Genomic DNA, 22,112 nt, shown 5'->3' on the forward strand with positions numbered 1-22,112 from the left:
CTATTTCGTTGCCGAAACCGATGCACTGAGGGCACGCACCTCGGGCGAGGCGGCGATGGTCTTGTCAGTGACGAATTGTTCGTGGTTGGCGGTGATCTGCGTCAGGTCATAGAGATAATTGACCATGGCGCCGCGCGATTGGCGCATCCCGTTCTCTGACACATCCGCGTCGGCATGGACGGCATGAACCGCCGCGCCGTTGCCCAGATGAAAGCGCGCGACAGGATCGACGGGCAGCTTGTCCGCCCGCTTGGCCGCAAGCAAATAGTGGGCGGCCTGGGCCGTGATGTCCGCATTGCGCAGGGCAGGATCCTGTGCCGTATCCAGCCATCGCGACAGGCCGGGAATGGGCGACAGTGTGACAAAGGTCTGCAATCCCGCCAAGTCACGCGACAGATCCGCAACAACCTGTTTTATCAACGAATTGCCAAAGGAGATGCCCGCAAGCCCGGCCTGACAGTTTGAGATTGAATAAAAGACGGCTGTGTCCGCCTCGTCCGCGTCAATCGGTGCGCGCCCGTCTGCCAACACGGTCTGGACCGAATTGGGCACGCCCTTGGTCAGTGCCACCTCGACAAAGATCAGCGGTTCGTCCGGCATCGCCGGATGGAAAAAGCCAAAGCACCGCCGGTCCGTGGGCTGCAATCGCCGCCTCAGATCGTCCCAACTGCCGATGGCATGGACGGCCTCATACGCGATGATCTTTTCGAGGATTTCGGCAGGGCTGGACCAATTGATCGGTCGCAGCACCAGAAACCCACGGTTGAACCACGACGCAAAGAGGTGTTGGAAATCCACATCAAGCGGCCCAAGTTTCGGGTCCTCGCGCATAAGCCGCAACAGATCCTTGCGCATCGCAACGAGGCGTTCAGTGCCTCCTTGGACTTGGTTCAGCCGCCGCAACAGCTCTTGCCGGTCGGGTTCGCTTGCCATCGCATAGCTGCGGTAGCTGTCTTTGGTCGGCGTCTCTTTGTAGTGCTTGAGGCTTTCGACCACAGCAACGGGATCAATTTCGAGATCATGCAGCATGAATTCGAAAAATGCGCGTTTCTGGTCGTCATCGGCTTGCCCGTAGTGGTGCAGGATCATCCGGGCCAACGTGCTGCCGGACACCTCGCCCTGTGCGCCCAGCAGGTCCTGCGCCAGCTCATGGATATTGCGGCCTTCGGCGTCCGATGTCACGGAGCGCGCAAACCGACGCTCGAACACGGTCGAGATCAGTCCGGCAAAGTAGCTCATATCGCCGTACCCATGACCGCGTTGGGCAACCATGTGGCCAGCCCCGGAAAGATGCACAGCAGGATGATCGCGATGATCATGCAGGCCACAAATGGCAGTGATCCGGCAAGGATGGTCTTGAGAGAAATGTCAGGCGCAATGCCGTTGATGACATACAGGTTAAGGCCCACCGGCGGGGAAATCAGACCGATTTCCATGTTGATGGTCAGGATCACCGCGAACCAGATCGGATCAAACCCGGCTGTGGTGATAATCGGCAGCAGGATTGGGGCGGCCATCAGGATCACGGCCACGGGCGGCAGAAAGAACCCTGCGATCAGCAAGAACACGTTTACCGCGCCCATCAGCACCCAAGGGTTTACGTCCAGCGTACCAATCCAGGCCGCGATGGATTGCGTGATGAACAGGCTCGACAGCATATAGGAAAACACACCGGCAGCGGCGATGATGAACAGGATCATCACACTTTCCTTGGTGCTGTCTCGCAGGACGACCCAAAGGTCCTTGGGGTTCCACAGCTTGTAGATGATCATCGCGATGAGCAAACACAAAAGCGCGCCAACGGCGGCGGTCTCGGACGGGGTCGCAACACCGCCGTACATGGCGTACAGAACGCCGACGATAATGGCCAGAAACGGCAGCACGCGGGGCAGAATTTCCAGCTTTTGCCGCCAAGTGTAGGTGCCATGTGCCAGCAGGGCACGGTCTCCCGACCGCCATGTGGAATAGAGCGACCACACCATGAACAACCCGACCAGCATCAGCCCCGGAATGACACCGGCAAGGAAAAGCCGCCCAATCGATTGTTCGGTGGCGATGCCGTAGACGATCATCGTGACCGAAGGCGGGATCAGGATGCCCAGCGTGCCACCTGCTGCGATGGAACCTGCGGCCACACCGTCAGGGTATCCGCGTTTGCGCATCTCCGGGATGCCCAATTTTCCGATCGCGGCGCAGGTGGCCGGGCTCGATCCGGACATCGCCGCGAACAACGCACAGGCCCCGAGGTTCGAGATGACGAGGCCACCGGGAACGCGTGTCAGCCACCGCTCCAACGCCTCATAGAGGTCGGCGCCGGCGCGGGTCGACGCAATCGACGACCCCATGATGATGAACATAGGAATGGACAGCAGGGCAAAATTGTCCAGCTTGCCAAACAGGATTTCAGGCAGCAGTTCCAGCGACCGCATCCCGTCGAAAATCATGATAAAGCCGGTGGAGACGATCAACAGCCCAAGGGCGACGGACACACCGGAAAAGAGGACAAGAATGGTGCAGACGGCGACGATGGCGCCCAATGTGAGCGGGTCCATTAGACGTCCTCCAGTCCGAACGGTGTTTCGATCTTTAGCAGGATCGCCACCATGTCCGCGATGAGCTGTAGCAGGAACAAGGCGAATCCAACCGGCAGGGCAAGGTATGGTATCCACAGACGGACGCCCCAAACGGTGTCGGATTTCCAGTTCCGTTCCCACGTCAGGTGCCAGAATTCATAGCTGTACCAGAGCATGATCGCGACCATCACAATGGACAGGGACAGCGTGAACATCGCCAGCACAAACCGCGCACGCCTGCCCAGAGCAAGCGGGATCAGGTCTACGTTCACGTGGCCGCGCAACCGCTGCACATAAGGCAGGCCGATCAAGGTGGCACCGATGGCAAGATAGATCACCGCCTCGGTCTGCCACACGGTCGAGCCGTTCAGGACGAACCGGATAAAGATCATCTGGCACGTGATCGCCACAGCCGCGACGATCATCGCAGCCGAGCACCAGCCCGCAAGTGTAGAGAGGGCAGCGACCAGACGCAGGAACGGATTGTTCCCGGTGCGTGCAACCGCCACGGAGCTTTGGCCCGCCATTACGATGTCCTTGAATGAAAATTGGGGGGAAGGGCCGCCGGAGTTTGGCAGCCCTTCGGACGTCAGATTTATTCGACGGCCAGCGCCATATCGAGCAACGCTTGCCCGTCATCCACTTCGGCGACGAATTTCGCGTAGGATGTCTCCTGCGCCAGCGCGCGCCACGCCTCGAAATCTTCGGGCGACATTTGAGCGATCTCGACACCTGCATCGCGGAACACCTGTTCCGACGCCGCGTCCTGCTTCTTTGCTTCTTCGAGATAGAACGCCTGTGCTTTGGCTGACGCGTCCCGCAGCGCTGTTTGCTGTGCTTCGGTCAGACCATCAAAACGCGATTTGTTCATCAAAAGCGGCTGGTACATGAACCAAAGGGCAACGTCGCCCGCCGGAGTGTAGCAGCTGACCTGTTCATAGATGCGGTAAGACACAAAGGACGAAGACGACGTGTTGGCCGCCGTCAGAACACCGGTTTGCATTGCATTGTAGATTTCGGAGGACGCCATCGACGCAATGGACGCACCGGCACCGGCAAGCATCTGTTCGAAGGCCTTGCCTGCGGCGCGGGTCTGTAGGCCTTTTACGTCATCGGGCTTGGTGATGCACTTGTCTTTGCCGACAAACCCACCGGCGAGGTAGCCGTGGACAAGGACCATAACATCGTCATCTGCCATTTTTTCTTCGAGCGCGGCCATGAATGGCGATGCACTCAACCGTGCCGCGTGGTCGTGGTTTTTCACCATGCCGGGCATGAGCGTAAGGTTGTAGGCAGGCTGCTGGCCACCGGCATAGCTGAGCGGCAGTACCGTCATGTCCAACTGTCCGCGGCTGAGCGGACGATATTGTTCACGCGGCTTGAACAGCGATTTCGACCCGAAAATCTGGATTTCAAGGTCGACACCTGCGGCAGCGACCTCATCGGCCACCATTTGCGCCACTTGATGACGCACGTCCTTGTTCGACCACTGATGCGACAGGCGCAGCGTTTCCGCGCTCGCGGCTGATCCAATGGCAAGGCATGCCGCCACTGCGGTGGCGGTAAGTCTGGCAAATTTCATGTTTTCCTCCCTGGGGTGTGAATCAACTGCTTGAGTTGACGCGACGTTGCCCAGCGTTCCATGGCGCGCATATCAAGTCAATCATCTTGTATACAAAAACTCTCCCATTGCATTTATTGGGTCCGGGATAGTACGCTCATCCCATGAACATCAGACGCGCAAATCAAATCGCAAAGACGCTGGAACAATCGGTCGTCGCGGGGGAATTCCGCGATGGCGAGCGGCTGGACGAGTTGAAACTTGCAGAGCAGTTTCATGTCTCGCGCACCCCCATCCGCGAGGCGCTTCAGGTGTTGGTCACATCCGGCATGGCCGAGCAAATTCCACGGCGCGGCGTGTTCATCCGGCAACCCGGACCGGTCGAACTGATGGAAATGTTCGAGACGATGGCAGAACTGGAGGCCGTCTGCGTCCGCCTTGCGGCAACACGTATGACCGACGATGATCTGGATGCGCTGGCACAGGCCAACGAACGCTGCCAGCAAGCAATCAATGACGACGACCCCGACCGGTACTATGCCGAGAATGAGACCTTTCATCAGATTATCTACCGGGGGTCCGCCAACCGTTTTCTGGAAAAGCAGGCCCGCCATCTTCAAAGCCGCCTCAAGGCCTATCGCCGCATCCAGCTCCACTTTCGTGGTCGGCTAAAACAGTCCATGAGTGAGCATTCCGACATCCTGTCAGCGCTCAAAGCCGGAGACGCCGACCGCGCCGCAGAGGTGTTGCGCGACCACGTCGCGATCCAAGGCGAAAAGTTCCACCAGCTTGTTTCCAGCCTCAACCGTTAGGTTTTGCCGAAACGCCCTGACGGGTCGCGCAGGCCCAAATCGCCAGTGGCGGTACAGGCCATGCAGGTTCAGCCCAAGCCGATACCGCGCGACCCATATTCCAGCCAAGCCCGATCCTCTGGCGCAAGCTCCGCGTCCATAATGGCGTCATATGCCGCCAGTTCTCTGTCTGACAATGTGCCGTGCCACTTGCCACTTGTGCCACTGTGAAAGAAGTCGGAATCCGACTTCATGAACCCCTTGCCGCCAGATGGGGCATACCGTTCGGCATGGGCCTTCATGTTGTCAAAAGTCGCGGCCTGAACCAGTTGCTGCATGACCGTGGCAGAATGGCGAATGCCCAGCAGTCCGGCCACTGTTTCGAACGTGCCTGCCAAATCGCGGCTCATGTCGGCATAGTGGAACATCGACACATTGTCCCGGTCCGCCAGCGCGCTGGCGGCCTTGTAATGTCGCAGAATATGCGCCAGCGGCATGGCGTCGCCGTCAAACCCTTCGGGCCCGCCATCAAGGAAACGGCGGAACGTGACACCCTCCTGATCATCCTCGGGATACCACAGGTCAAACCACGGCAATGGGATGTTGCGCAGGTGTTTGCGAAAAGAAAAATGCGCATCGAGCGGATGCCGGAACACGCAAATGTAATGCGCCTGATCGTGCAGCGGCAGACCGTCCATCGGCGTGTGGCTTTTCATGCTGCGCCTGTGGGTCATCGCGTCGAGCCGGTCGGCAATCTCCGGCATCTCGCGGATACGGATGTCGACCCACGGCATTTTGACAGACAGTTCCGTTTCAACATCCGGGTCGCCTGAAAACAGCAGGGCCACGATCGTCTGCATCCACGTCGTGCCGCATTTCGGGGGCGTGACAACGCACACGTCGTCGGGACGGAGGTCAACCATATCCCAGCGCCGGTTGTCGGTCAGAGGGCCAAGGTAGAACTTGCGTTGGGTCATGGCTGATCGCTCCTGCGTGCGCGCATCTTCAGCAGAGGCGGAGCGCGCGCAGAACGCAACGAAAAAGAAACAGCGCCGCCGCCGCGCCAGTCTGCGCGCACCCGAAACCAACCCATCCCTACAAAAAAGCTGGGCCCAGGCCCGTTTTGGAATTGACCCGCAGCAGACTATTCGATTTTGTCCAGCCGATGGTTCCCGGAGGCCGGTGGCTGACGGGATGAAAAGGGAACACGGTGCGGCCTGCCCGCAAGGCACCAAATCCGTGACTGCCCCCGCAACTGTGAGCGGTGAGCGACCCCGATAGGAACCACTGGACGAGACGTTCGGGAAGGTCCGGGAAAGCTGCGACCCGCAAGTCAGGAGACCTGCCATCACCGGCGCATCTGCTGCGTCGGCCTTTCAACTCGATGGAGGCGGGGTGCCTCGTCAGGAGCATATGATGACTAAGCGGATCACACCGCCACGACATGGTTTTGTTTCCGTCTGCCCCCCGCATGGCGGAGGCCTCGATGGAACACAAAATCACGATCTGCACATCCTGTCGGCACAAAGGCACCGAATGCCGCCCCGGCTATGAACTGATCGAGCGTCTGCGCAAGGCCATCGCGCTGGCGGGGGAGACCGTCACCGACGGCTTTGAGGTGTCCGGGGTCGCCTGCATGGCCGGTTGTGATCGACCGTGCACCGTCGCCTATCATGGCACCCGCAAGGCGACCTACCTTTTCGGCGACATTGATCCGGACACCGATATCGACGACCTGCTGTCATTTGCAAGGCAGTACGCGGCCTTGGAGGACGGGTGGTGCACATCTCTGGACCGTCCGGGCAAATTGCGCACGTCAACGCTGGCCCGTGTGCCCGCGGCCATCTTGGCCATCGAAGAGACAAAGGTGCGGGCCTCGTGACCGCAGCACGCCTGACCGTCAAGGACCTGTCATGGTCCCCCAAACGTGGCGGCGATACGCTGCTGCACCGCACCAGTTTCGATCTTGGTGCCGGGCGGGTTCTGGGCATTGTCGGCCCCAACGGTGCGGGCAAGACAACGTTGCTGCGCCTGCTCTACCGCTTTCACCGGCCTGTCACTGGAACGGTCTGTGTTGATGATGTCGACATCTGGACCGTGTCGGCGCGGGCCACGGCGCAACGGGTCGCCGCCGTTCTGCAGGAACAGCCCAGCGATTTTGCCCTGACGGTTGGCGAAATCGTCTCGCTTGGGCGTACGCCGCACCGACAGGGATTTGCCGGAACAGGCGGGGCCCATGACGCCACGGTTGTCCACGCCGCATTGCACCAACTTGATCTGCACGGGCTGGCCCACCGGCATTTGGGCACGCTTTCTGGCGGTGAACGCCAGCGGGTGATGGTGGCCCGCGCCCTCGCGCAAGAGCCGCGCCTGCTCATCCTTGATGAACCGACGAACCACCTGGACATTCGCCATCAGTTGGAGGTGCTTGACCTCATCCGTGGTCTGCCCCTGACCATCGTCACATCGCTGCACGACCTCAATCTGGCGGCGGGCGTTTGCGATGACGTGCTGCTGCTGAAGGGCGGGCGTCCCATCGGATTTGGCCCACCCGCGACCGTGTTGTCCGAGACTGCCGTTTCTGACGCCTTCCGGGTCGATGCCCGACGCGAACGGCTTTTGCCCAGCGATGTAGATCACCTGACATTCCACCTGAACGCCAATCGGAGCTGACCCATGAAAAACACGATCCCGGCCGCCGTCCTGGCCCTGCTGCCAGCGGGCATCGCCGCAGCCGACACAGTTGTAGAAAGCTGTAACCGGACCGTCACTTTTGACGCGCCGCCGCAGCGGGCCGTGTCCCACGATGTGAACCTGACAGAAATGATGCTGGTGCTGGGCCTTGCCGACCGCATGGTTGGCTATACCGGCATCTCAGGGTGGAAGACGCTGGATGAAGGGATGCGCGCCGGGGTGGCGCAGTTGCCGGAACTCTCTGCCAAGTATCCATCCAAAGAGGTGCTTGTCGGTGCCGATGCTGATTTTTTCTTTGCCGGGTGGAACTATGGCATGAAGCTCGGCGGCGAGGTAACGCCAGAGACGTTGGCCCCGTTCGGCATCAAGGTTTACGAGCTGACCGAATCCTGTTCGCACATTATGGAAAAGGACAAGGCCAGCGTGGACGACATGTATGCGGATCTGATGAACCTTGGTCGCATCTTCGACGTCGAGGACCGGGCCGCCGGTTTGGTGGACAGCTACCGCGCCGAACTGGACAGCTTTGGCCGCCAATTGGAAACAGGCGATCCCCTGCGGGTCTTTATCTATGACAGCGGTGAGGACACGCCGTTTACCGCAGGCCGATACGCGATGCCCACGGCGTTGATCGAGGCTGCGGGTGGCGTGAACATCATGGACGACTTTGAAAAAAGCTGGGCCACGGTCACATGGGAAGAGGTGGTTGAACGCAATCCGGAGGTTGTCGTCATCGTCAACTACGGCGATGTCACCGCCGAAGAAAAACGGGCGTTCATGATGTCCAACCCCGCATTTGCCGATCTGGACGCGGTGAAAAACGACCGCTTTGTGACCCTCGAATATGTCGAAGCCACCCCAGGCCCCCGCAACATTCAGGCGATCAAGACATTGGCCCAAGCCTTTTGGGGGCAGTGAACGGATGAACGACACCGCGGCGCATCCGAGCCAGACCAAACGCGCCCGCGCGACCGTTGCGCTGGCGTTGTTTGGACTGGCTGCACTTGCCGTTTCGGTGTCGTTCGCGATTTCTGTCGGGGCGGTTCAGGTGCCGCTATCGACGGTGTGGAGCGTCCTGCTCAACAAGGTTTCGCCGGGTCTGATCGAACAATCCTGGTCGCAGGGGCGCGAGGCCATCGTCTGGGAAATCCGCTTTCCCCGGGCTTTGCTGGCGATGATGGTTGGGGCCGGGCTGGCCATGGTGGGGGCAAGCCTGCAAGCCGTGACACGCAATCCGCTGGCCGATCCGCACCTGTTGGGCATTTCTTCTGGCGGTGCGTTCGGAGCCATCCTTGCGCTGCTGCACACGGGGCTGTTCCTTGGGTTGCTGACGGTTCCGTTTCTGGCCTTTCTGGGGGCTTTGGGCGCAACCGCCATTGTTCTGGTCGTGTCCCGCTTTGCCGAAGCGACCAGTGCAGACCGGCTGGTGTTGGCGGGTGTTGCGGTGTCCTTTATCATCATGTCAGGGGCCAATGTCCTGATCTTCCTTGGTGATCCGCGCGCGACGCATACGGTCGTGTTTTGGATGCTGGGCGGCCTTGGTTTGGCGCAGTGGAGCCAGTTGATCTATCCGTTGGCAATTCTGCTGGTGTGCGGGGTGTGGCTTGTTTCGCGCGCCAGCGCGCTCAATGCGATGACGGTGGGGGACGAAACCGCATCGACGCTTGGCATTCCGGTCGCCCGGTTTCGTCTCACGGTCTTTGTGATCGGGGCGATGATCACGGGGGTGATGGTCGCCTTTTCCGGGATCATCGGATTTGTCGGGCTGATGGTGCCCCATGTGGTGCGGATGTTTGTCGGAGGCGACTACCTGCGGGTCTTGCCGGGGTCGGCTCTGGTGGGGGCCATTTTCCTGCTATGGGCAGACATCGCGGCACGCACTGTCATGGCACCCGAAGACATCCCGATTGGCATCGTCACCGGTCTGGTGGGGGGCGTATTCTTTATCTGGCTGCTGGGACGCAAAAGGGCCACGTGAACCCATGTTGGCGCAGGTCTCGACAGCATTTCCGAGACGGGACCGACCCGTGACCACATCGCGCCAGATGTCCCGCAACTGCACCCGCCACGGCCCGGACTGTCGCCCCGTGCCGGTTCCAAGTTTTCGACTACGCCGCCCAATGGGTCCAAGGTCGCGTCATCCGAAAATCAGCAGGTCCACCGTGTTGTGACAAAGCTGTTCCCGCCGTCGGCATGACCCGTGACGGTGATGCTCTGCGCCACAGACAGCACGATGCGGATATCGCGATTTGCCAGATGCATGACATGGGCGCTGACCCAAGCGTCCCGGTCCGTAATGGCGACCGTCAGGCCCAAGCCAGACAGGTCGATGTGATCCGCACTGGCGCCATAGGCGTGAAAATCTGTGCGTCCGGATGAACGGCAAGCATGTCGCTGTCACGGGGCGTATCCGCCTCTGTGCCGTTGGCATCTGCGCCCATCCTGCCGTCGACACCGCAGCCAGAGGCCGCGTTACAAACGGGCCAAAGCCGGGCAAACCCAACCCGCTGAATACAGGGCCCGACGCGTGCGATACCAGACTTTTGGCACGCGTCGGCGCCGATACGCTGTTGGGTGAGGACGACCTGTCGCTGGCTGACGCGGATACGGGCAGGCCCCCCCCACGCTGAACGCGACCAAGGCGACAATTCATGTCAGCAAATAGATTTGGACGGCGATCGTATTTCGTCCGCCATGCACAGAAAAGACCCAGTCGCGGTTTGGAAAAATTTGGGCGACGCTGTCGGCATTTCCCACCCACAACTGAATTTTGGCCAACGCGGTGAACAGGGCCAGCGTCTTCGACGCCGACCAAACGAATTCGTAAAACAAAAACCCCATCAGAACGCAAAGAGCGTTTCAGGTCGGGCTCAAGCAGATAGCGGTGGAATTGATGCCAAGGCGTCGGGCCCGCGCGGCTCAGATTTTACTTCATCTTGAAGCGCCCAGAGCAGCGATAACTTTGTCGGGCGTCAGCAACCCGCATTCCGCCCCATCGCGATTGCGCCGACCCTTCGGATCAAGACCGACAGATGGCCTTTCAGGGTGTTAAGCCCCCTGTGGCACCGCGCCACCAATACGGCCCGAGGTTGAGCTATTCGGTTGCGCCACAAAAGGTTCAAGCCGTGCGGCATCACCAATGCGCGAACCAAGGCTGTTGGTAAAATCTGCGGAAATGGCTGAATTCTAATGGTCGGAGTGAGAGGATTCGAACCTCCGGCCCCTGCCTCCCGAAGACAGTGCTCTACCAGGCTGAGCTACACTCCGACCGATGCCGCGAATTACTCGGACGTTTCGTCTTTGGCAAGGGGCTTGTCGCGGTGGCGGCCTGACGTCATCAGGTCGCCAATGCGCATGATCGACGGCGTGCCCACGCGGCTGCGGGTGCGCAGCACCGGCGTGTTGTCGGAATTGCCACCACGGCTTTCGCGGAACACGATAAACAGGCCCGACGCGATGATGATCGCCGCGCCCACGCCCGTATAAAGGTCCGGCGTTTCGTCGAAAAACAGCAGTCCATAGCCCGTTGCCCACAGGATTTGTGAATACTGCATGGGGGCAACAATTGCCGCTTCGCCCGTCTGGTAGGCGGCGATGATGAACCGCGCCGCGATCCATGCCATGACCGAAATGACGGCCAGCATCCCCAGATGCTCGATCGGCATCGGTTTGTAGACAAAGGCCAGCGCCGCCCCCATCACGACGAAATTCGCAACCATCGGATATAAGAGCATGACCACTGTCCGCTCTTCCGCGCCGATCTTGCGCACCACGATGGACGCAAAGGCACCGCTGAACGCAGCGAGGATCGCAGCCAAATGGCCCAATGTCAGGTCCGTCTGGCCCGGTCGCAGGACCACCATGACGCCTGCCAGCCCGACCATCACCGCAACCCAGCGCGGCAACCGCACCTTTTCGCCAAGGATCGGGATCGACAACAGAGTGATCAGCAGCGGCGTGGCGAAAAGAATTGCATAGGTTTGTGTCAGTGGCAGCAACGTGAACGCAAAGAACGCAGAAACGCCTGACACGACCGCGCCCACGGTGCGCACAGCCATCCACCACGGGTGCACCGGCAACAGCGTGCCCGGTGTGGCGTCACGCATCAGCATGATCGTGGCCAGCGGAAAGCTGAGCAAAACGCTGAAAAACACGATCTGGACCGGGGAATAGGTCGCACCGAGTGTTTTGATGAACACGTCATGCGTGGAAAACAGGGCAAAGGCGATAAGGGCGAAAATCGCCCCTTTGGCATTGGGAGACATGGCATTTGCCCTGAAGGTTGCGGCCCGCCGTGAATAGCGGGCCTGCGCAGGGAATGTCCACCGGTCCAGCCCGTCAAATAGAAAGCGCGGCCTGCCCAAAAATGAACTGCCACTGGCTGCCATCGGTCATGGTCACCGTGCCGGACCCTGTGGTGGGTGATTGGAAAAATGCGGTGCCAACGCCGCGCAAGCCGTTGTTGCACACGACCGGAAAGCTGACTGTGCTGATATCGGCAAACTTGTCATAGGTGCCGGTGCAGACCGCCGTGCCATTGGTCGCCTGAAAACTGCCACCGTGCAGGAAGGTGTCCGTGGCCGAGCCACGAAAGGTCATCCCATTCTCGCCAATCACCGTCACCGGATAGGCAAGATCGCAGGCGCTGACCGCAAGCATTCCAAGACCGCACAGGGCGGCACGCATCGAAAAAACTGTCACGTCGTATTCCTTTCAGGAGTTATGAACGCTGTTCAAATTTGGCATGAACGACGTTCACAACAAGTAAGGAATACCCGCCGTGACAAATAGGGCGTGATGTGACTGAGACAGATGCGCCTTGGGCGCGGACAGTCTCAAAGCGTCCGCATCATGCGCGTGGCAGACTGAAAACCCAGCAGGCGGCGCAGCGGCCACACCGAATGCGCGCCCATATCTTGGAACCCAAGCCTCAGGTACAGGGCCTTGGCCCGGGTGTTGCTGTCGATAACGTCAAGCTGCACAGCACGGTATCCGCGCGTCTTTGCCATCTCAAAGAGTGCCGCGAACAGGGCCTGTCCGACGCCCTTGCCCCGGGCCTCCGGGGCGACACAGATGCCGTCCATTTGCAGCACGGCGCGCGGCGCCTCACGCTCCAGCATGGCAAGCGGGATCAGGCGCCAGATCGCACCGGTTCCATAAGCGTGCCACAGGTCCGCGACACCACCTGACGAAAACCCCTGACCGTTATGTTTGAACGCCACCATGCCCAACAGGGTGCCATGTTCTGTCGCCGCGATGACCGCATCGGAGTTTATCGTGTCTGTAAAAAAGCGACGGGCCCGGTCATCCGGGCCCATAAGCGTCGTCAATTTGCCCTTGAACGCGTCCCAATAGAGTGCGGCGGCCTGCGCTTCGTATCCGTCAGGCAGGCGCGCGTGCATCTCCATCGGTCAGAGGCTGGCGTCCAAAGCCGCGATGATCGCATCGCCCATTTCCGCAGTGGACAGCGGCGTGCCGCCTTCGGGGCCCATCAGGTCGCCGGTCCGCGCACCAGAGGCCAGCACCGCCTCGATCGCCTGTTCCAGCCGCGTCGCTTCATCACCCTGATCAAAGGAATAGCGCAGCGCCATTGCAAAACTGAGGATGCAAGCGATGGGGTTCGCCTTGCCCTGACCGGCGATATCCGGGGCGGAGCCATGGACGGGCTCGTACATCGCCTTGGGCCGACCATTGGCCATCGGCGCACCCAGCGAGGCCGACGGCAACATGCCGAGGCTTCCGGTCAGCATCGCGGCGCAGTCGGAGAGGATGTCGCCAAACAGGTTGTCGGTCACGATCACATCGAATTGCTTGGGCGCGCGCACCAACTGCATCGCACCATTGTCGGCATACATGTGGCTCAGTTCGACCTCGGGGTAGTCCTTGGCCACATCCGTCACGACCTCGCGCCAGAGAATACCGCTCTCCATCACATTGGCCTTCTCCATCGAGCAGACCTTTTTGTTGCGACGCATCGCAAGCTCGAACGCGGCGCGGGCTGCACGCTCGATCTCGCTTTCGGTATAGCGTTGTGTGTTGATGCCAACGCGTTCGTTGCCTTCCTCGATGATGCCGCGCGGCTCTCCGAAATACACACCGGATGTCAGTTCGCGCACGATCATGATGTCGAGACCGGCCACGATATCCTTTTTCAGCGATGAGAAATCCGCAAGCGCGTCAAAGCACTGGGCGGGGCGCAGGTTGGCGAACAGATCCATTTCCTTACGCAGGCGCAGCAGGCCACGTTCCGGCTTAACGCGGAAATCCAGATCGTCGTATTGCGGGCCGCCCACGGCCCCCAGCAGAACGGCGTCCACCTCCTGAGCCTTGGCCATCGTATCGTCGTGCAGAGGCACGCCATGCGCGTCATAGGCGGCACCCCCCACAAGGTCGGTGGACACGTCGAAAGGCATGTCGCGCTTGTCCCCGAACCAGTCGATGACGCGGGTGACCTGATCCATAACCTCTGGGCCGATACCGTCTCCGGGCAGGATCAAAAGGGTGGGGGTGGACATGCGCGCGCTCCTTCGTTTGTTCGGGATTTCGCCTACTCGGACGGGGCCGGAATGGCAAGGTCCACCCAGACCAACCGGTGGCGGCTGGCGGTGGCTGCAACATCGGCCAGCGCGGTGCCGGGGGCAGGCCACATCACACCGCTGTCCACGACGCGCAGATCGGTCGAGGGCAGCACATAGCTGACCCTCAGATCACCCGGCACCGGGTCGCGCCAATCCACCGTGTCGGTGCCGGAAGAGCCGCTTGGCGTCGTGGCGTGCAGGCGCGGGTCCGCCAGCAGCGCGCGGATCGCCCCCTTGCGGCCCTGCCCGTCCTCGGGGTCGAGGTTGGCATCCCCGGCCAGAACAAAGCGGGCCGTGGGCGCGGTGCCGAATTCCCCGTCCAGTATCATCTGCCACAGGCGGATTTCATCATGGTTGCGGCGACCATTGCGGTCTTCGGGTCCGTCGAACACCGGCGGGGACGCATGAAAGGTCATCAGGCTCACTTGTCCCGCAGGCAGATCAACGGGAACGATCCAATGGCCGGTGGTCGACAGCCGTTGTGCTGCGCGTGCCGCAGCGCTGGGAAAGGGGGTGCCATTCACCTCCGGCAGCAGCGCGCCGGGCACGTCCTCCCACAGCAGGGCGGAAAAATCTTGGACTGCATCGCCCAATATGGGAAAGCGCGACAGCACCGCCATGCCACCTGCCCCGGTGAAACGGCCATAGCCCTGCGCATCCCGAGGCCCACCCAGACGGCCATCGCCGTCCATGTCGAGGTCGGTCGCCATGCCGGTGTTCGGGCGCAGGGCAAAGTGGAACGGATACCCGGCGCGCTCGGCAAAAAGGGCCAGCGCAGCACCGGTCAGGTCGTAGTCAAAGCCTTGCAGGGCGATCACATCCGCATCAGCCTCTGCGAGGATGGCAAGCACCGCCGCGATCTGATCATCCTCACCGCGCGCAATGTCGCGCAGCAACAGGCCCGGACCCTTGCGCGACAATTCAGTATTGAAAGTCGCAAAGCGGTAGGTGTCGGCGGCGGCACCCTGCGCGAACAGAGCGCAGAGCAGGAGGCTCAGGCCGCCTGCAAATCGCCGTCCACGTTGGCATAGGCCCGTTCGCGTTGCTCGCGGATCATCTCGCCGATGCGGTGCATCGCGATGCCGCGCATGATCATGCTGGCGGGAAGAAAGGCCCATGCGGTCATTGTCCAGATCAGCGTTTGCGGGTTGTCCAGCGTGATCGGGTTTAGCAGGTCCGACGCCGCCTTGACCACAGCCGGGATCATAAAGGGCAGCAGGAAGCCAAGCGCGATGTTGATCCGCGCATCCCGGTGCAGCCGGTGCAACACGTCGCCACCCGCCGTCGGGTCAAACAGGGGCATGTTCACCCACACGTTGAACGCCCCGTGGCGCATTGGCCAGCCGAGGATGCGCACGAGGAACAGGAACCCCGTCATCGCGCAAAGCGAACTGAAATAGGCCATGCCCGCTGCGGTCCGCACCGATTGCACCAGCTCCTCTTCGGAACTGTCGGGCAACATCAGCACGACCATGCGCACCGGGCTATAGGGGAAGTCGATGCTGTTGCCGACGATGGTGCCGATTGCGGTCAGCGCCTGCGTCATCGGGGTGGCGTCCACCTTGCCCTTCAGGATGTAGCTCAGAGCAAAGACGGTCACGAACAGCGCCGCAAAGCGCAGCCGGTTGAACGGCGCAGCGTCGCGAAACTCAACGATACTTGGGCTTACGGCGTTATATTCCATAAAGGTCAGCACAGCGGCGATCAGTGCGATCAACACGGTGATCTGCGACGTGTCCATAGACACATCCGGCACCACGAGAGACGGCGTCGCAATCAGCAAAGCCACCAAGATAGCGCGCGCAGTGGCGCTCGTCATACGTGCAATCACGTTTCGATCCCTTCAAACTGGCCAACCACGATACGTCGCCGTGGTTTGTTCCAACTTGATCCCACCGGGTCAGGCGGGTGCCTCAATTTGGCCTTATTTCTGCCTTGATTGACCCGGTCGCTCAAGCCTTGTGGTTAATAAGACTTAAGAGCTGCGGCATTTTGAGGGAGCGTGTGGTGCGTTTGTGCATCATTTCTGAGGCGGGATTCAGGCGCGGCGCAACATGTAGTGGAACGCGCCTGTGTGGGGCATACCGATGGACCAATCAGTCTGCCCCAAATGGGTTAACCGGCTGTCACACCCAAGGCCGCGCTTGGGCGGCCTGCGCTTCATAGGTGTCAATGCTGCCGACTTTTTCCATTGTCAGACCAATATCGTCCAGCCCTTCGAGCAGGCACCGCTTCTTGAACGCGTCCACCTCGAAGGAAAAACTTTCGCCGTCCGATGTCGTCACCGTCTGATTTTCAAGATCAACGGTCATTCGCGCGTTGGCGCCTTTTTCCGCGTCCTTCATCAGCACGTCGACCGCCTCGGCGGGCAGGGCGATGGGCAGGATGCCGTTCTTGAAGCAGTTGTTGTAAAAGATGTCGGCAAAGCTGGTGGAGATCACGCAGCGGATGCCGAAATCCTTGATGGCCCATGGCGCGTGCTCGCGCGAAGAACCGCAGCCGAAATTGTCGCCCGCCACCAGAATTTCCGCTGCGCGGTAGGCATCCTGGTTCAGCACGAAATCGGGGATTTCGTTGCCCTGACGGTCAAACCGCATCTCGTCAAAGAGGTTGGCCCCAAGGCCCGAGCGCTTGATGGTTTTCAGAAACTGTTTCGGGATGATCATATCGGTGTCGATATTCACCAGCGGCATCGGTGCCGCGATCCCTGTGAGTGTCTCAAACTTGTCCATTCCGCACCTCTTGATCCGATCACCGCGGATAAAACACCTCGTTGGCGCCGGTGCAAGTCCTTGTGTCGCGCGGCGCCTCTACTGCGCCCAGCCTGCCAGCATCTTGCAGGCCTGTGACCACGGTGTCTTGCTGTGCATCGCCGCAACCACGTTGTTCATGACGCCAAAAATCGCGCTGTCCGTCGAATCGAGTTTGATGCTGGCCGGGACAAACGGGTTGAGCCGCACAAGGTTGTCCTTGAACAGCGCCTGCGCGATCCGGGTCTGGTTTTCCGCTGACGCGCTGAGCGTCAACTCCAGCAGGCCCGCGGTCGGCGCGATCTCCCCTGCGCCGAACCACTCCAGCACGCCGTAATAATCCGGCCCCCAGTCGTTTGCGTCAGCGTTGGTGATCGCAAGTGGCTGAAGCCCGGTGCCCACAGACAGGATCTGAAGATCACCGATATGTCGTTTGGAATCGGACGCCAGCGCGATTTCGACCGCATTCATCACCGGGTTGTTGGCAAAGGTGCCGCCGTCGGCAAAATACATCGAATGGCCTGCGCTGATCTCGATGGAATGCGGCGGAAAATAGGTGGGCGCGGCGGAGGTGGCCAGCGCCCCGTCCCTCAACTTGAGGCCCAGCGTATCCTGTCCAAACGCATTACCTACGGCATGGTTCGACAGCGTGACAGGACCCCAGTTGCGCAGGTCGGGCTTTGCCGGGTCGCGCGCGTCGGGCGGCAGTTGCATGGCCAGTGCAGCGGTGTTCACCGCCAGCACGAGGTCCTGCGGGATCGAACCAAAGGTGCGATCCTGCACCAGACTGTTTGCAATATCATGGACACCATCGGGGCTGTATTGCGCCGACAGAATACCCGCGCCCCCCGCAAGCCCGAGAGCCTCCAGCAAATCCTCGACCGCGGTGCCGAATTTGGTTGTCGTCAGCTCTTTGAAGATTTTACCCGCATCATGGCGGTAGATGCCGACAATCGTGTCGATCAGCTTTGTCATGTCCTTGCCCTGCGCCCGCCCGTCGGCCAACGCGATAGCAATCAGCCCTCCGGTCGAGGTGCCGGCAAAGCCGTCCACATGATCAAGAAACCCGGTTTTGGCCTGTAAGTCCTGCATGATCCGGGCGCTCAGAAACCCACGGATACCACCGCCATCGCAAGACAGAATATTGAACGTCATGAAATCACACCCCTCAGATAATACCTAACTTAAGGTAGCGGGCGCATCGGCGTGTGTCTTGTGTGAAAACCAAGGCCGCTGGTGCGACGCCGCGCACGCGCCGTCTCGGACGGAGGGTGCCCGCGTTCAGAAAGGTGAACGCGGGCGATGCTGCGTGCCAGCAGTTGCAGACCTTACATCAGGTCGCGCACATCCGTCAGTTTGCCGGTGATCGCAGCCGCCGCAGCCATGCCAGGCGACACAAGATGCGTGCGCCCCTTGTACCCCTGACGGCCCTCAAAGTTGCGGTTGGACGTCGAGGCACAGCGTTCGTCCTCGGCCAGTTGATCGGGGTTCATGGCAAGGCACATGGAACAGCCCGCCAGACGCCATTCAAACCCGGCCTCCTTGAAGATGTCGGCCAGACCTTCTTCTTCGGCCTGCGCGCGCACAAGGCCCGAACCGGGCACAACCATGGCGCGTTTGACCTTGACCTTCTTGCCTTTGAGGATCTCGGCGGCGGCGCGCAGATCCTCGATCCGGCCATTGGTGCAGGAGCCGATAAAAACGGTGTCAATCTCGATCTCGCTCAGCGGCGTGCCCGGCGTCAGACCCATATAGTCAAGCGAGCGCTGGGCCGCGCCGACCTTGCCGCCTTCGAAATCGTCCGCCGACGGCACTTTGGCCGTGATCGGCAGCACGTCCTCGGGCGAGGTGCCCCATGTCACGACCGGCGCGATGTCCTCGCCCTTGATCGTAATGACCTTGTCCCAATGGGCGCCGTCGTCGGAATAGAGCGTTTTCCACCAGTCCATCGCCGCCTCGAACTGTGCGCCTTTCGGGGCGTGCGGACGCCCCTTCACGTAGTCAAACGTCTTTTCGTCGGGTGCAATGAGTCCCGCCCGCGCGCCGCCTTCGATGGCCATGTTACAGACGGTCATCCGTCCTTCCATGCTCAGATCGCGGATCGCTTCGCCGCAATACTCGATCACATAGCCGGTGCCGCCTGCGGTGCCGGTCTCGCCGATGACGGACAGGGTGATATCCTTGGCCGTCACGCCGGGGCGCAGCTTGCCCGTGATCTCGACCTTCATGTTCTTGGATTTCTTCTGGATCAGCGTTTGCGTCGCCAGCACGTGTTCCACTTCGGAGGTGCCAATGCCGTGGGCGAGCGCACCGAATGCGCCATGGGTCGCCGTGTGGCTGTCGCCACAGACCACGGTCATGCCGGGCAGGGTCCAGCCCTGTTCCGGGCCGACGATATGCACAATGCCCTGACGGATGTCAGACACGGGGTAATAGTGAATGCCGAAATCCTTGGCGTTCTTGTCGAGGGCGGCGACCTGAATGGCGCTGTCCTCGGTCATGTTTGCGGGGTCCTCGCGACCGGGCGTGGTGGGCACGTTGTGGTCCGGTACGGCAATGGTCTTGTCGGGCGCGCGCACGGGACGATTTGCCATGCGCAGTCCTTCAAAAGCCTGCGGGCTGGTCACTTCGTGTACCAGATGGCGGTCGATATAAAGCAGGCAGGTGCCGTCTTCGGCCTCGTGGGCCACGTGGGCGTCCCAGATTTTGTCGTAAAGCGTATTGGGGGACATTTGTCCTCTCCCTTTGTCAGCAGGTGTTCGGGTGGATGATCGGGGCGCGGCCCTATAGGCGCGCCAGCACCGTGTGCGTGGCCCCAAAGAAGCGTTCGCGCAGCCGGGCGCGGTCATCCATGTTGATACGGCACGTCATGGCGATGCTGTTAGCGGGATTCCACGGGCCGATCAAGCAAAGCGCCGCGATTGATTGCTGCGGCAGCGCGGTGCATGTTGTGGGGCAAATGGAGCGTACATGAGCAGCCACACCAACGAGACCGGAACAGGCAATGAGGTCGGCAATGCCCTGAACTCCGCCGCCGAAGCGGCCGCCTTGGGTGAACCCGTGGGCGAAAAGGATCTGACCGAAACCGTCCTGTCCGTCGGCCAGATGTTGCTGGCAGAGGGTGAATTGGCGTTGCAGTCTCTGTTGCGCCCGTGGGTGGGCTATCAGTTGCTGATCGCGCTGGGTCTGTTGATCACCGCCCATCTGCTGCGCGCGGTGCTTGGCCCACGTATCCGCAGCTGGATGGCCAGCCGCGAGGGGTGGCCCAAGTGGCGGATGCGGGTGCTGGTCGTGGTGCATCAGCGATTGCGCGCGATTTTCTTTGTGCTGCTTGTCTGGACCGTGGTGCTGGTGATGCGCGAGGTCACGTGGCCCTCGCGGTCCTACGTGCTGGGCCTCATTGCAACGCTGGCCACCGCCTGGCTCATGGTGGTCTTCGCCACACGGCTGATCCGGTCGATGTTTCTGCGCCGTGTCGTGCGGTTCGGAGCGTGGATTTATGTCACGCTCTACGTGCTTGGGATCGTGGAGGAGACGGCGGAAATCCTCGATGCAGCGGCATTCAGCATAGGGGAGGTCCGCCTGTCGCTGCTGCTGCTGGTGCAGGGCGCGGTTGTTATCGGCATCCTGCTGGCGCTTGCACGCTTTGTGACCAAGACGACGTCGAGCCGGGTGCAGGCGAACGAAGACATCTCACCCTCAATGCGGGTGCTGATCGTCAAGGTCGTGCAGATCGTGTTCTACGCCATCGCTTTCTTTGCAGGTGTGCGGGCGCTGGGGATCGACCTGACGGGGCTTGCGGTGCTGTCGGGTGCCATTGGTGTGGGCCTTGGCTTTGGTCTGCAAAAGGTCGTGTCGAACCTCGTGTCGGGCGTCATCATCCTGCTCGACAAGTCGATCAAGCCCGGCGACGTGATCAGTCTGGGCGACACGTTTGGCTGGATTCAGACGCTGGGTGCGCGGTACGCCAGCGTGGTGACGCGGGACGGCAAGGAGTACCTGATCCCAAACGAAGATCTGATCACCAGCCAAGTGGTCAACTGGTCCCACTCCAATGAATTTGTGCGGCTGGATATCTATTTCGGCACCTCCTATGCCTGCGACCCGCACGAGGTGCGGCGCTTGTCGATCGAAGCGGCCAAGGGGGTTGAACGGGTCCTATCTTCGCGTCCGCCGGTCTGCCACATCGTGGGTTTTGGCGACAGCTCGGTCGACTACATCCTGCGGTTCTGGATCACCGACCCCACGGGCGGTCTGACCAATATTCGGGGCAATGTGTATCTGGCCCTGTGGGACGCGTTCCAGGAAAACGGCATCTCGATCCCCTTCCCGCAGCGCGAGGTGCGGATGCTGGGCGACGATCAGCCGGCCTCGGGCGATACCGCTTCGAGCAAGTCACCGGGCTGACAGTCCAGCGCGGCACAGAGCCGGGCCAATGTCTCGAACCGGACACCCTTGACCTTGCCCGATTTCAGCAGGCTCAGGTTCTGTTCCGTGATCCCGATCTGTGCGGCCAGATCGCGGCCCCGCACCTTGCGCAGCGCCATCATTACGTCGAGGCGCACAACGATATGCGTGGTCATACGAAACCCTCGTTTTCGGCAGACAGGCGCGCGGCCTCGGACTGGATCCAGCCAAACAGGGTCATCAACCCTGCCGCCAGCAACAACAGCACCTCGGTGCTGCCGAACCCAATGGCCAGCGACCGCTGGCCCGCCGGGTTGTTCCACGTCAGCGCCGCGATGATGATGGTGTTGCCCAGCACGTGTGCCACTGCCAGCATCAGGAGCCCGGTGCCGATCCTTTGCACGTGTCGCGCGGTCTGCCCGGCAAAAACCTGCCCCCGACCGCAGGCCGTAAGCCAACCGCGCACACACCACAAAATCCACAGAAACAGGCCAAGGCGCAGCGCCTCGACACCAAGCCAGACCATGGTTGGCCCCACATCCGGATCGTCCGGCATCACCTTGATTCCATAAGCCGTCCGCAGCGCCTCTGCATCGGCGCCAGCGCTCGCCAAAACGATCAGCACGGCCAATGGGACAACGCCGATCAGGACCGTGGTCACGGCAGCCAGCACACGCGCCCGACGCGCAATTCGCTCAGTTGTCATCGCAAGTTCCTTTTCCACAGTGTAAAATTACTGTAAAACAATAAAAAATGAT

The 22,112-nt window shown here is 60.9% G+C and carries 25 protein-coding genes, 1 tRNA gene and 1 riboswitch; of the genes, 6 read left to right on the plus strand and 20 right to left on the minus strand.

The genetic code is table 11. From position 1 onward, the window contains the following. The 4 genes from Q1A85_RS03715 to dctP all read right to left on the minus strand — a co-directional run bounded on the left by Q1A85_RS03715 (position 1) and on the right by dctP (position 4,155). Positions 1-1,239 (minus strand): malonyl-CoA decarboxylase, encoded by a 1,239-nt coding sequence (locus tag Q1A85_RS03715; RefSeq protein WP_299685205.1) that lies wholly within the window; start codon positions 1,237-1,239, stop codon positions 1-3. Next, positions 1,236-2,552 (minus strand): TRAP transporter large permease, encoded by a 1,317-nt coding sequence (locus tag Q1A85_RS03720; protein WP_299685207.1) that lies wholly within the window; start codon positions 2,550-2,552, stop codon positions 1,236-1,238. The genes Q1A85_RS03715 and Q1A85_RS03720 overlap by 4 nt, the downstream gene beginning before the upstream one ends. Continuing rightward, positions 2,552-3,100, minus strand: coding sequence for a TRAP transporter small permease (locus tag Q1A85_RS03725; RefSeq protein ID WP_299685209.1), 549 nt, complete (start codon positions 3,098-3,100; stop codon positions 2,552-2,554). The genes Q1A85_RS03720 and Q1A85_RS03725 overlap by 1 nt, the downstream gene beginning before the upstream one ends. Positions 3,101-3,168: 68 nt before the next feature. Continuing rightward, positions 3,169-4,155, minus strand: coding sequence for a TRAP transporter substrate-binding protein DctP (gene dctP, locus Q1A85_RS03730; RefSeq protein ID WP_299685211.1), 987 nt, complete (start codon positions 4,153-4,155; stop codon positions 3,169-3,171). A 143-nt stretch (positions 4,156-4,298) separates the two neighbouring features. Here dctP and Q1A85_RS03735 point away from each other — a divergent pair, with 143 nt between their 5' ends. After that, a complete protein-coding gene (locus tag Q1A85_RS03735) occupies positions 4,299-4,946 on the plus strand; it encodes a GntR family transcriptional regulator (protein ID WP_299685213.1) in 648 nt (215 codons plus the stop codon). A 68-nt stretch (positions 4,947-5,014) separates the two neighbouring features. Here Q1A85_RS03735 and Q1A85_RS03740 read toward each other — a convergent pair whose 3' ends face one another. Continuing rightward, positions 5,015-5,902, minus strand: a complete 888-nt coding sequence (locus Q1A85_RS03740) for a sulfotransferase domain-containing protein (protein ID WP_299685215.1) — start codon at positions 5,900-5,902, stop codon at positions 5,015-5,017. Positions 5,903-6,074: 172 nt separating this feature from the next. After that, a riboswitch (cobalamin riboswitch) is annotated at positions 6,075-6,290 on the plus strand. Positions 6,291-6,411: 121 nt separating this feature from the next. Here Q1A85_RS03740 and Q1A85_RS03745 point away from each other — a divergent pair. From Q1A85_RS03745 to Q1A85_RS03760, 4 genes are read left to right on the plus strand one after another with little or no spacing between them, the layout of a single operon-like run. Further along, positions 6,412-6,807 carry a DUF1636 domain-containing protein gene (locus Q1A85_RS03745; RefSeq protein WP_299685217.1) on the plus strand — a complete coding sequence of 132 codons (396 nt, stop codon included), beginning with the start codon at positions 6,412-6,414 and terminating at the stop codon, positions 6,805-6,807. Then, entirely contained in the window at positions 6,804-7,598 is a 795-nt protein-coding gene (locus Q1A85_RS03750) for an ABC transporter ATP-binding protein (RefSeq protein WP_299685219.1), read from the plus strand. The genes Q1A85_RS03745 and Q1A85_RS03750 overlap by 4 nt, the downstream gene beginning before the upstream one ends. 3 nt (positions 7,599-7,601) lie before the next feature. Next, a complete protein-coding gene (locus Q1A85_RS03755; protein ID WP_299685221.1) occupies positions 7,602-8,537 on the plus strand; it encodes an ABC transporter substrate-binding protein in 936 nt (311 codons plus the stop codon). Positions 8,538-8,541: 4 nt separating this feature from the next. After that, positions 8,542-9,597 carry an iron ABC transporter permease gene (locus Q1A85_RS03760; protein ID WP_299685223.1) on the plus strand — a complete coding sequence of 352 codons (1,056 nt, stop codon included), beginning with the start codon at positions 8,542-8,544 and terminating at the stop codon, positions 9,595-9,597. Positions 9,598-9,767: 170 nt separating this feature from the next. On the opposite strand, the gene Q1A85_RS03765 is transcribed toward Q1A85_RS03760, so the two are convergent. The 13 genes from Q1A85_RS03765 to leuC all read right to left on the minus strand — a co-directional run bounded on the left by Q1A85_RS03765 (position 9,768) and on the right by leuC (position 19,679). Further along, entirely contained in the window at positions 9,768-9,935 is a 168-nt protein-coding gene (locus tag Q1A85_RS03765) for a hypothetical protein (RefSeq protein ID WP_299685225.1), read from the minus strand. Continuing rightward, positions 9,926-10,060, minus strand: coding sequence for a hypothetical protein (locus Q1A85_RS03770; RefSeq protein WP_299685227.1), 135 nt, complete (start codon positions 10,058-10,060; stop codon positions 9,926-9,928). The genes Q1A85_RS03765 and Q1A85_RS03770 overlap by 10 nt, the downstream gene beginning before the upstream one ends. 208 nt (positions 10,061-10,268) lie before the next feature. Beyond that, on the minus strand, positions 10,269-10,460 hold the full coding sequence (locus tag Q1A85_RS03775) for a hypothetical protein (protein WP_299685229.1): 192 nt from the start codon (positions 10,458-10,460) through the stop codon (positions 10,269-10,271). Positions 10,461-10,809: 349 nt separating this feature from the next. Then, positions 10,810-10,886 (minus strand) — tRNA-Pro (locus Q1A85_RS03780). Positions 10,887-10,900: 14 nt separating this feature from the next. Beyond that, positions 10,901-11,884 carry a DMT family transporter gene (locus Q1A85_RS03785; protein ID WP_299685231.1) on the minus strand — a complete coding sequence of 328 codons (984 nt, stop codon included), beginning with the start codon at positions 11,882-11,884 and terminating at the stop codon, positions 10,901-10,903. A 73-nt stretch (positions 11,885-11,957) separates the two neighbouring features. Further along, complete coding sequence (locus tag Q1A85_RS03790) at positions 11,958-12,320, minus strand: hypothetical protein (RefSeq protein WP_299685233.1); 363 nt, start codon at positions 12,318-12,320, stop codon at positions 11,958-11,960. Positions 12,321-12,454: 134 nt separating this feature from the next. Next, positions 12,455-13,027: a GNAT family N-acetyltransferase gene (locus Q1A85_RS03795; RefSeq protein WP_299685235.1), complete on the minus strand. Its 573-nt coding sequence runs from the start codon at positions 13,025-13,027 to the stop codon at positions 12,455-12,457. 3 nt (positions 13,028-13,030) lie between these two features. Further along, positions 13,031-14,134 (minus strand): 3-isopropylmalate dehydrogenase, encoded by a 1,104-nt coding sequence (gene leuB, locus Q1A85_RS03800; RefSeq protein WP_299685237.1) that lies wholly within the window; start codon positions 14,132-14,134, stop codon positions 13,031-13,033. Positions 14,135-14,166: 32 nt separating this feature from the next. Then, positions 14,167-15,195 carry an endonuclease/exonuclease/phosphatase family protein gene (locus tag Q1A85_RS03805; RefSeq protein WP_366140563.1) on the minus strand — a complete coding sequence of 343 codons (1,029 nt, stop codon included), beginning with the start codon at positions 15,193-15,195 and terminating at the stop codon, positions 14,167-14,169. After that, entirely contained in the window at positions 15,192-16,028 is an 837-nt protein-coding gene (locus tag Q1A85_RS03810; RefSeq protein ID WP_299685240.1) for a hypothetical protein, read from the minus strand. The genes Q1A85_RS03805 and Q1A85_RS03810 overlap by 4 nt, the downstream gene beginning before the upstream one ends. A gap of 295 nt (positions 16,029-16,323) precedes the next feature. Then, positions 16,324-16,929, minus strand: coding sequence for a 3-isopropylmalate dehydratase small subunit (gene leuD / locus Q1A85_RS03815; RefSeq protein ID WP_299685243.1), 606 nt, complete (start codon positions 16,927-16,929; stop codon positions 16,324-16,326). A gap of 78 nt (positions 16,930-17,007) precedes the next feature. Then, complete coding sequence (locus Q1A85_RS03820; RefSeq protein ID WP_299685246.1) at positions 17,008-18,102, minus strand: patatin-like phospholipase family protein; 1,095 nt, start codon at positions 18,100-18,102, stop codon at positions 17,008-17,010. Between the two features lie 173 nt (positions 18,103-18,275). Next, positions 18,276-19,679, minus strand: a complete 1,404-nt coding sequence (gene leuC / locus Q1A85_RS03825) for a 3-isopropylmalate dehydratase large subunit (RefSeq protein ID WP_299685248.1) — start codon at positions 19,677-19,679, stop codon at positions 18,276-18,278. Between the two features lie 238 nt (positions 19,680-19,917). Here leuC and Q1A85_RS03830 point away from each other — a divergent pair, with 238 nt between their 5' ends. Then, the gene (locus Q1A85_RS03830) at positions 19,918-21,354 is read left to right on the plus strand and encodes a mechanosensitive ion channel domain-containing protein (RefSeq protein WP_299685251.1); all 1,437 of its coding nucleotides are present in this window, start codon (positions 19,918-19,920) and stop codon (positions 21,352-21,354) included. Here Q1A85_RS03830 and Q1A85_RS03835 read toward each other — a convergent pair. Continuing rightward, entirely contained in the window at positions 21,309-21,530 is a 222-nt protein-coding gene (locus tag Q1A85_RS03835; RefSeq protein ID WP_299685254.1) for a helix-turn-helix transcriptional regulator, read from the minus strand. The two genes, Q1A85_RS03830 and Q1A85_RS03835, sit on opposite strands and share 46 nt — an antisense overlap. Further along, entirely contained in the window at positions 21,527-22,060 is a 534-nt protein-coding gene (locus tag Q1A85_RS03840; protein WP_299685257.1) for a DUF2975 domain-containing protein, read from the minus strand. The genes Q1A85_RS03835 and Q1A85_RS03840 overlap by 4 nt, the downstream gene beginning before the upstream one ends. Between the last annotated feature and the right edge of the window lie 52 nt (positions 22,061-22,112).

Source organism: uncultured Tateyamaria sp. (genome assembly GCF_947503385.1).
In the GTDB taxonomy this organism is placed as follows: Bacteria; Pseudomonadota; Alphaproteobacteria; order Rhodobacterales; family Rhodobacteraceae; genus Tateyamaria.

Excerpts from the sequence above, each read along its gene's own strand:
- Q1A85_RS03715 (WP_299685205.1), bottom strand. The coding sequence starts at position 1,239 with ATGAGCTACTTTGCCGGACTGATCTCGACCGTGTTCGAGCGTCGGTTT.
- Q1A85_RS03720 (WP_299685207.1), bottom strand. The coding sequence starts at position 2,552 with ATGGACCCGCTCACATTGGGCGCCATCGTCGCCGTCTGCACCATTCTT.
- Q1A85_RS03725 (WP_299685209.1), bottom strand. The coding sequence starts at position 3,100 with ATGGCGGGCCAAAGCTCCGTGGCGGTTGCACGCACCGGGAACAATCCG.
- dctP (WP_299685211.1), bottom strand. The coding sequence starts at position 4,155 with ATGAAATTTGCCAGACTTACCGCCACCGCAGTGGCGGCATGCCTTGCC.
- Q1A85_RS03735 (WP_299685213.1), top strand. The coding sequence starts at position 4,299 with ATGAACATCAGACGCGCAAATCAAATCGCAAAGACGCTGGAACAATCG.
- Q1A85_RS03740 (WP_299685215.1), bottom strand. The coding sequence starts at position 5,902 with ATGACCCAACGCAAGTTCTACCTTGGCCCTCTGACCGACAACCGGCGC.
- Q1A85_RS03745 (WP_299685217.1), top strand. The coding sequence starts at position 6,412 with ATGGAACACAAAATCACGATCTGCACATCCTGTCGGCACAAAGGCACC.
- Q1A85_RS03755 (WP_299685221.1), top strand. The coding sequence starts at position 7,602 with ATGAAAAACACGATCCCGGCCGCCGTCCTGGCCCTGCTGCCAGCGGGC.
- Q1A85_RS03760 (WP_299685223.1), top strand. The coding sequence starts at position 8,542 with ATGAACGACACCGCGGCGCATCCGAGCCAGACCAAACGCGCCCGCGCG.
- Q1A85_RS03770 (WP_299685227.1), bottom strand. The coding sequence starts at position 10,060 with ATGGGCGCAGATGCCAACGGCACAGAGGCGGATACGCCCCGTGACAGC.
- Q1A85_RS03775 (WP_299685229.1), bottom strand. The coding sequence starts at position 10,460 with ATGGGGTTTTTGTTTTACGAATTCGTTTGGTCGGCGTCGAAGACGCTG.
- Q1A85_RS03785 (WP_299685231.1), bottom strand. The coding sequence starts at position 11,884 with ATGTCTCCCAATGCCAAAGGGGCGATTTTCGCCCTTATCGCCTTTGCC.
- Q1A85_RS03795 (WP_299685235.1), bottom strand. The coding sequence starts at position 13,027 with ATGGAGATGCACGCGCGCCTGCCTGACGGATACGAAGCGCAGGCCGCC.
- leuB (WP_299685237.1), bottom strand. The coding sequence starts at position 14,134 with ATGTCCACCCCCACCCTTTTGATCCTGCCCGGAGACGGTATCGGCCCA.
- leuD (WP_299685243.1), bottom strand. The coding sequence starts at position 16,929 with ATGGACAAGTTTGAGACACTCACAGGGATCGCGGCACCGATGCCGCTG.
- Q1A85_RS03820 (WP_299685246.1), bottom strand. The coding sequence starts at position 18,102 with ATGACGTTCAATATTCTGTCTTGCGATGGCGGTGGTATCCGTGGGTTT.
- leuC (WP_299685248.1), bottom strand. The coding sequence starts at position 19,679 with ATGTCCCCCAATACGCTTTACGACAAAATCTGGGACGCCCACGTGGCC.
- Q1A85_RS03830 (WP_299685251.1), top strand. The coding sequence starts at position 19,918 with ATGAGCAGCCACACCAACGAGACCGGAACAGGCAATGAGGTCGGCAAT.
- Q1A85_RS03835 (WP_299685254.1), bottom strand. The coding sequence starts at position 21,530 with ATGACCACGCATATCGTTGTGCGCCTCGACGTAATGATGGCGCTGCGC.
- Q1A85_RS03840 (WP_299685257.1), bottom strand. The coding sequence starts at position 22,060 with ATGACAACTGAGCGAATTGCGCGTCGGGCGCGTGTGCTGGCTGCCGTG.